Consider the following 5,394-nt stretch of genomic DNA (forward strand, 5'->3'; position numbering starts at 1 on the left):
ACCAGGCGCTTCTGGATCGGCGGCACGTGGCTGACCGGCAGTTCGACCCCGAGATCGCCGCGCGCCACCATGATCCCGTCCGAGGCGGCAAGGATCGCATCGAAGCGCTCCACCGCCGCCGGCTTCTCGATCTTGGACAGGATCGCTGCCCGGCCCTGGGCCAGGTCGCGCGCCTCCTTCACATCCTCGGGGCGCTGCACGAAACTCAGCGCCAGCCAGTCGACCCCAAGGCCGCAGACGAATTCAAGGTCGTCGCGGTCCTTTTCCGACAGCGCCGCCAGCGGCAGCAGCACGTCGGGCACGTTCACCCCCTTGCGGTTGGAGATCGTGCCGCCATTGACCACCACGCAATCGGCATGGTCCCGGCCACAGCTGTCGACCCGCAGGCGGATCTTGCCGTCATTGACCAGCAGCGTCGCCCCCGGCTCCAGCGCGCTGAAAATCTCGGGATGCGGCAGGCAGACCCGCTTGGCATCGCCCTCGGCGGGGTCGAGATCCAGCCGGAAGGGCGCGCCCTCGACCAGCTCTTCGGCCCCATTGGCAAAGACTCCGACCCGCAGTTTCGGCCCCTGAAGATCGGCCAGGATGGCGATCGGGCTGTTCAGATCCTTTTCGACCTGGCGGATGATACGGTGCTTGTCGCGAATCTCGTCGTGGCTGCCGTGGCTCATGTTCAGCCGGAACACGTCGGCCCCGGCCTCGTGCAGCGCCCGGATCATCTCGTAGGTCTCGCTGGCCGGCCCCAGGGTGGCCACGATCTTCACATTTCTCAGTCGTCTCATCCGCGTTCCATCCGCTTCCGCATCAATTTGTTACCGCTAACAGTCAGCAATCGGCTTATCGCGCAATTCCCTTCCCGACGCAACTGTCCTAAGTGTCTGCATGAAGGACATCTCAGAGACATGACACATCAACCCTTTCACATCCATGGTGCGGATCGCAAATCGCGCTGGCTGATTACCGTCGACCACGCCTCCAACGTCGTGCCAAAGGAAATCAACGGTGGTGACCTCGGGCTGGACCCGGCCGACATGGCGCGCCATATCGCCTATGACCTGGGCGCACTCGGCTGTTCGCTGCGACTCGGAGAGTTGCTCGATGCGCCGGTCATCGCCAGCAATTTCTCGCGACTGGTGATCGACCCCAACCGCGGCGAAGACGACCCGACGCTGGTGATGCACCTTTACGACGGCACCATCATCCCGGCCAACCGCCATGTCGACGGGGCCGAGATCGAACGCCGCAAGACCGCCTATTACCGCCCCTATCACGCGGCCCTGGCCAAGCTGGCGGCGGCGCGCGACGACCTGGTCCTCATCGCCATGCACAGTTTCTCTCCGAAACTGAACGGACGTTCGCCGCGCCCCTGGGAAATCGGCATCCTGCACGCACCGCAGGAAGACCGCTTTGGCAAGGCGCTGATCGCGCGCCTGCAACAGGAGGCCGACCTCACCGTCGGCGACAACGAACCCTATGCCGGCCACCTGCCCGGCGATTCGGTGGACAAGCACGCCTTTCAGGACCGGCGCCTCAACGCGCTGATCGAACTGCGCCACGATCAGATCGACGACAGGGCGAAACAGCACGCCTGGGCCGAACGGCTGGCGCCGATCCTCGACGAAACTCTGCGCAGCACCGGATTGTAGACCATGCCGCACCTGATTCTCGAACATTCCGATCACCTGGCGCAAAGCCACGACCTCGGGGCGCTGGCCGACGCCCTGTTCGAAGCCGCCTGCGCGCATCCGGTCTTTGCCGCAGCCCCCCGCGCGGTGAAACTGCGCACCATCGCCTGCGCCCATGGCCGCAGCGGTGTTGTGCCCGAAAGCCATGCCCACCTGACCGTCCGCATGCTGTCCGGTCGTTCTGCCGAGACCAAGGCCGCGCTGGCCGGCGACCTGCTGGCGGTGCTCGACCGGCACCTGCCCGATGTCGGCAGCCTCAGCGTGGAACCGGTGGACATGGACCGAACCACCTACGTCAAGCGCGCCCTCTGACAGGGCGCGGTTGACGCCCCGGCGACGTCGCCGCACACTGGCAACCCGCCCACCACCACCGGAGAGCCCATGGACATCGACCCGCAAACCCGGACCGAACTGGAAGCCGCCGCCTTTCGACGCCTGCGCGCCCATCTGATGGAGCAGCGCACCGACGTTCAGAACATCGACATGATGAACCTCGCCGGCTTCTGCCGCAACTGCCTGTCGCGCTGGTATCAGGAGGCCGCCAACGAACGCGGCATCGAAATGTCCAAGACCGAGGCCCGCGAAATCTATTACGGCATGCCCATGGACGAGTGGAAGGCCCGCTATCAGACCGAGGCCAGCGCCGAGACACAGGCCGCCTTCAAGGTCGCCTTTGCCGAGAACGTCGGCACCGAAGAGCCGGGCAAAGGCGGCTGACCCCGCCCCTCTGCACGGCCGCGCAGGCCCTGTGCGCTGTCGAAGCTGGTCTGGCCCGCGATCATCGCTATCTCTGGGGCAACGCAGCATCGAGAGGATCGGACCATGCCACAGAGGCTCCCCACCTATTTCATCTCGCACGGCGGCGGCCCCTGGCCGTGGCTGCCCGAGATGCGCGCCATGTTTGCCCCGCTCGAGGCCTCGCTGGCGGCGATGCCGGGGCAACTGGATCAGACCCCGCGCGCGGTGCTGATGATCTCGGGGCATTGGGAACGCGACGCTTTCGCGGTGATGACCTCGCCGCGCCCGCCGATGGTCTATGACTATCACGGCTTTCCGCCGGAAACCTACGAGCTGGTCTACCCGGCCCCCGGCGCCCCGGAACTGGCGCGGCAGAGCGCCGAGCTGATCGCCGCCGCCGGGCTGCCGGTGACGCTGGATCCCGAACAGGGGTTCGACCACGGCACCTTCGCGCCGCTGGCGATCATGTACCCCAAGGCCGACATCCCGGTGTTCCAGGTGTCGATGCGCCACGGCTATGATCCGGCCGAGCACCTGGCACTGGGGCGGGCGCTGGCACCCCTGCGCGATCAGGGGGTGCTCATCATCGGCTCGGGGCTCAGCTATCACAACCTGCGCCGTTTCGGCCCCGCCGCACGAGTGCCCTCCGAGGCCTTCGACAGCTGGCTGACCGCGAGCCTTGCGCTGCCACCCGCCGAACGCAGCGCCGCGATCACCGCCTGGGAAACCGCGCCCCATGCCCGCGACTGCCACGCAGAGGAGGACCACCTGGTACCGCTTTTCGTCGCCCTCGGCGCCGCCGAAGACGCCAAGGCATCACGCATCTATCACCAGACCGGCATTTTCGGCGGCGTCACCGCTTCGGGCTTCCGCTTCGACTGAGCCGCCCAGCCACGCGCGAAAACAAAAGGGCGGCTCACGCCGCCCCTTACCAAAGCCCCTCGCGGCCGGCCTCAGATCGCCGCCTTGCGGCTCTCTTCCAGATAGATCTCGCGCAGGCGCCGTGCGATCGGCCCCGGCGTGCCATCGCCCAGCGCCACGCCGTCGATCTCCACCACCGGCATCACGAAGGCGCTGGCCGAGGTGGTAAAGGCTTCGTCCGCCGCCTTGGCTTCCTCGATGGTGAACAGCCGCTCCTCGATCTGCATCTGCGCCTCTTCGGCCATGCGCAGCACCGCCTTGCGGGTGATGCCGTGCAGGATGTCATTGGACAGCGGGCGGGTGACGATGGTGCCGTTCTTGACGAAATAGGCATTGTTCGAGGTGCCCTCGGTGACATAGCCGTCCTCGATCAGCCAGGCATCGTCGACCCCGGCCTTCTTGGCCATCATCTTGCCCATCGACGGATACAAGAGCTGCACCGTCTTGATGTCGCGACGGCCCCAGCGGATGTCCTCGATCGAGATGATCCGCGCGCCTTTCCTGGCCGCCGCACTGTCGGCGAGGCCGGGCTTGCTCTGGGTGAACAACACGATGGTCGGCTTGGTGGTCTCGGGGTCGGGAAAGACGAAATCGCGGTCGCCGTCCGAGCCGCGGCTGACCTGCAGATAGATCAGCCCCTCGTCGATCTCGTTCAATTCCACCAGCTTGCGGTGGATCTCCAGCAGCTCCTCTTTCGAGCAGGGCTCGGCCATCTCCAGCTCGTCCAGCGAGCGTTTCAGACGCACCGCATGGCCTTCGAAGTCGATCAGCTTGCCGCCAAGCACCGAGGTCACCTCGTAGACCGCGTCCGCCATCAGGAACCCGCGATCAAAGATCGACACGGTGGCTTCGGTCTCGGGCAGGTACTGGCCGTTCACATATACGGTGCGGGTCATGTCGGATTGTCTTCCTCTGTCTGTGGGGCAGTCACGCAATACCCCGTAAAGCGCTGCGGCGGTCTGGTCAACGTGCGGCAACGGCGCGCGGGGCCGCGTCAGGGGGGCTGATCGGGGCTCAGCCCCAAAGCGCCGCCTCGGGCGGGTGCACGCCCTCGGCATCGAAAAGCAGCGGCGTGTCACGGTCCTCGGCCAGCAGCAGCGGCCCGTCGAGATCGGTGACCATGGCGCCCTGGGCCACCAGCGTTGCCGGCGCCATGGCCAGCGACGAGCCGACCATGCAGCCGACCATCACCCCGTAGCCCCGGGCCAGGGCCTCGCGGCGCAGCGCCAGGGCCTCAGTCAACCCGCCGGTCTTGTCGAGCTTGATATTGACCACGTCATATTTTCCCTCGAGCGCGGCCAGGCTGGCCCGGTCGTGGCAGCTTTCATCGGCGCAGACCGGCACCGGGCGCGCCATGCCGATCAGCGCCTCGTCTTCACCTGCCGGCAGCGGCTGTTCCACCAGCGCCACCCCCAGCCGCACCAGATGCGGCGCCAGATCGGCGTAGACCTCGGCGCTCCAGCCCTCGTTGGCATCGACGATGATGGTCGATTTCGGCGCCCCGGCGCGCACCGCCTCCAGCCTTGGCATGTCGTCGGGCGTGCCCAGTTTGATCTTCAGCAAGGGGCGAAAGGCGTTTTTCGCCGCCTGCGCCCGCATCGCCTCGGGACTGTCCAGCGACAGGGTATAGGCGGTGATCTCGGGGCCCGGCGCCGGCAAGCCGGCCAGCTCCCAGACGCGTCTTCCCGCCTTCTTGGCCTCAAGGTCCCACAGCGCGCAGTCCAGCGCATTGCGCGCCGCCCCGGCGGGCAGCTCGTAAAGCGCCGCGCGGCTCACGGGGCCCTGCAGGCCTTCGATCAGCGCAGTCACATTTTCCAGGGTCTCGCCATAACGTGCATAGGGCACGCATTCGCCCCGGCCGGTCACACCCTCATCGCTCACCTTGACGGTCAGCACCCGGGCCTCGCTGCGCGAGCCCCGCGAAATGGTGAACACCTGCGCCAGCCTAAACACATCGCGCGAGACGGAAATCTGCAAACCCCAACCCTCTTTTTCTTGCTCCAAATATCCCGGGGGGTCTCGGGGGGCACCGCCCCCCCCCCCACCGGCC

The 5,394-nt window shown here is 66.6% G+C and carries 7 protein-coding genes; 4 read left to right on the forward strand and 3 right to left on the reverse strand.

From position 1 onward, the window contains the following. On the reverse strand, window positions 1-782 hold a 782-nt coding region (locus ABZD10_RS13245; protein WP_372887154.1), incomplete at its 3' end, for a pyruvate kinase. A gap of 120 nt (window positions 783-902) precedes the next feature. Here ABZD10_RS13245 and ABZD10_RS13250 point away from each other — a divergent pair. From ABZD10_RS13250 to ABZD10_RS13265, 4 genes are all read left to right on the forward strand, one after another. Then, entirely contained in the window at window positions 903-1,646 is a 744-nt protein-coding gene (locus tag ABZD10_RS13250; protein ID WP_372887156.1) for an N-formylglutamate amidohydrolase, read from the forward strand. A 3-nt stretch (window positions 1,647-1,649) separates the two neighbouring features. Then, entirely contained in the window at window positions 1,650-1,997 is a 348-nt protein-coding gene (locus ABZD10_RS13255; RefSeq protein ID WP_372887158.1) for a 5-carboxymethyl-2-hydroxymuconate Delta-isomerase, read from the forward strand. A 75-nt stretch (window positions 1,998-2,072) separates the two neighbouring features. Beyond that, the gene (locus tag ABZD10_RS13260) at window positions 2,073-2,402 is read left to right on the forward strand and encodes a DUF1244 domain-containing protein (protein WP_372887165.1); all 330 of its coding nucleotides are present in this window, start codon (window positions 2,073-2,075) and stop codon (window positions 2,400-2,402) included. A 105-nt stretch (window positions 2,403-2,507) separates the two neighbouring features. Next, a complete protein-coding gene (locus tag ABZD10_RS13265) occupies window positions 2,508-3,305 on the forward strand; it encodes a class III extradiol ring-cleavage dioxygenase (RefSeq protein ID WP_372887160.1) in 798 nt (265 codons plus the stop codon). A 71-nt stretch (window positions 3,306-3,376) separates the two neighbouring features. Here ABZD10_RS13265 and ABZD10_RS13270 read toward each other — a convergent pair whose 3' ends face one another. Both ABZD10_RS13270 and dgcA read right to left on the reverse strand, forming a co-directional pair. Beyond that, window positions 3,377-4,240, reverse strand: a complete 864-nt coding sequence (locus ABZD10_RS13270) for a D-amino-acid transaminase (RefSeq protein ID WP_372887161.1) — start codon at window positions 4,238-4,240, stop codon at window positions 3,377-3,379. Between the two features lie 118 nt (window positions 4,241-4,358). Continuing rightward, entirely contained in the window at window positions 4,359-5,321 is a 963-nt protein-coding gene (dgcA, locus tag ABZD10_RS13275; RefSeq protein WP_372887163.1) for an N-acetyl-D-Glu racemase DgcA, read from the reverse strand. Between the last annotated feature and the right edge of the window lie 73 nt (window positions 5,322-5,394).

This window comes from Shimia sp., assembly GCF_041624275.1.
GTDB lineage: Bacteria > Pseudomonadota > Alphaproteobacteria > Rhodobacterales > Rhodobacteraceae > Shimia.